Origin of the sequence: Tahibacter caeni, from assembly GCF_024609805.1 — a bacterium.
Lineage (GTDB): Bacteria > Pseudomonadota > Gammaproteobacteria > Xanthomonadales > Rhodanobacteraceae > Tahibacter > Tahibacter caeni.
On record NZ_JANFVR010000584.1, the window covers coordinates 1 to 1,651 of the forward strand.

The following is a 1,651-nucleotide window of genomic DNA, read 5'->3' on the forward strand; positions in this document are numbered from 1 at the left end:
CGTCGGCACTCGCGTCGCCGACGGCGCGGCGCAGGCCGGCGCGAACGTCAGCCGGGCGGCGCGCAAGGCCGTCGACACCGTCGAGTCCCGCGCAAGGACCGCGCGAACGCGGCAGCCGCGCGACACGCGCGGCGGCGAGCTGCGCGATGCCGCCGCCGGTTTTCGCGCGTCCGTCGCCGCGGGCGCCGAGGATGTCGCCGAACGGATCGACGACGGCATCGACGCTGTCGCGGACGATCTGCGGGACGTCGATGACGATGGCCGCGCGGCCTGGACGCAGGCGACCGACGCGGTCCGCGAAGTGTCGCGCGACGCGCTCGCTTCGACCGCGGAGCGGCTCGTCGAGGCGGGCGGCAAGGTCAGGGACTACGTGCGCACGAGGCCGCTGAGCGCTCTCGGCGTGCCGGCGCCGCGGGCTTCGCGCTCGCGCTGATCCTGCGCAAGCGGCACTGACGCCCGTCTCTGCGCCGCCGATGTGCGGCCGCGCTTCCTGCGACGCAGACGGTTGCGATTTCCGCGACGAAGAGCGGCGGCCGGTCGCCGCCGCCGCACGCGGTATTGCCGCGCTCCATCGGGATGCCGGATCCGGGCCGCCGCATCGTGCGTTCCGCGAAGCCGTGATCCGCCGGCGGGCAATTTGCGCGGCGGCGCGGCATGCACGCCGGAACGGCGCTGCCGGAAAGCTCGTGCGGCAGCGGCGATTTTCCGCCGGGCAAAGGCACCGGACAGGTTGGCATGGCGGTTGCCCCTCTCTCCCGCGCTGAACCCACCACTCAGGAGAAAAGCCGTGACTGCAGACAAATTCACTTCTACCGATTTTAATCCCGATCCGATCACCGGCGCGTCGGGCGCGCATCCCGTGGGTACCGGAGTCGGCGCCGCAGCCGGCGGCGCGGCGGCCGGCGCTGCCGTCGGCACCGTGGCCGGTCCGGTCGGCACGGCGGTGGGCGCCGCCGTCGGCGCGATCGCCGGCGGACTGGTCGGCAAGGGCGTCGCCGAAGCGATCGACCCGACGGCCGAAGCGGCGTACTGGGAAGCCAACTACGCGACCCGGCCCTACGTCGCGCCGGGCACGGCCTATGCCGACTACGAGCCGGCCTATCGCTACGGCTGGGAATCGCGCACGCAGCATGCAGGCCGCAGCTGGGACGAGGTGTCGCCGGAACTCGCCGCCGGGTGGCCGAACCGCGCGGGCCGCTCGAGCCTGAGCTGGGACCGCGCCCAGCCCGCCGTGCGCGATGCGTGGCACCGGCTGGACGGCACGCCCGTCTGAACCGGAACGCGCCCATGACGTCGACACGGAACGTCGCACTCACGGCCACCGCGCCTCCGTCGCTATGGAAGGCGGCGGGGGAAGTGCGCGTGCTGCTGGATCTCGGCCTTCTCGCGCTCCGGCGCCGGCGGCCGCGCCGGCGCGCGCACGGAGAACCCGTGCTCGTCGTGCCGGGACTCGCGACGTCCGATGCCGCCACCGTCGTGCTGCGCGAGCATCCGGCCGCGGCCGGTTTCGACGTGCACACCTGGAACCTCGGCATCAACCGCGGTCCGCGCGCGGACGTGATGCGGCGCCTGTCCGCGCGCGTGCGTGCGATCGCCCGCCGCACGCGGCGGCGCGTACGCATCGTCGGCTGGTCGCTCGGCGGCCTCATGG

3 protein-coding genes are annotated in these 1,651 nt (G+C 74.3%); all 3 read left to right on the forward strand.

The annotated features are described in order from the left end of the window. Positions 1–433: hypothetical protein (locus NON22_RS24000; protein ID WP_257389505.1), on the forward strand; the 433-nt coding region annotated here is incomplete at its 5' end. Between the two features lie 354 nt (positions 434–787). Next, positions 788–1,273, forward strand: a complete 486-nt coding sequence (locus NON22_RS24005) for a glycine zipper domain-containing protein (RefSeq protein WP_257389506.1) — start codon at positions 788–790, stop codon at positions 1,271–1,273. 14 nt (positions 1,274–1,287) lie between these two features. Continuing rightward, the coding region (locus tag NON22_RS24010; RefSeq protein WP_257389507.1) for a lipase family protein at positions 1,288–1,651 on the forward strand (364 nt) is incomplete at its 3' end.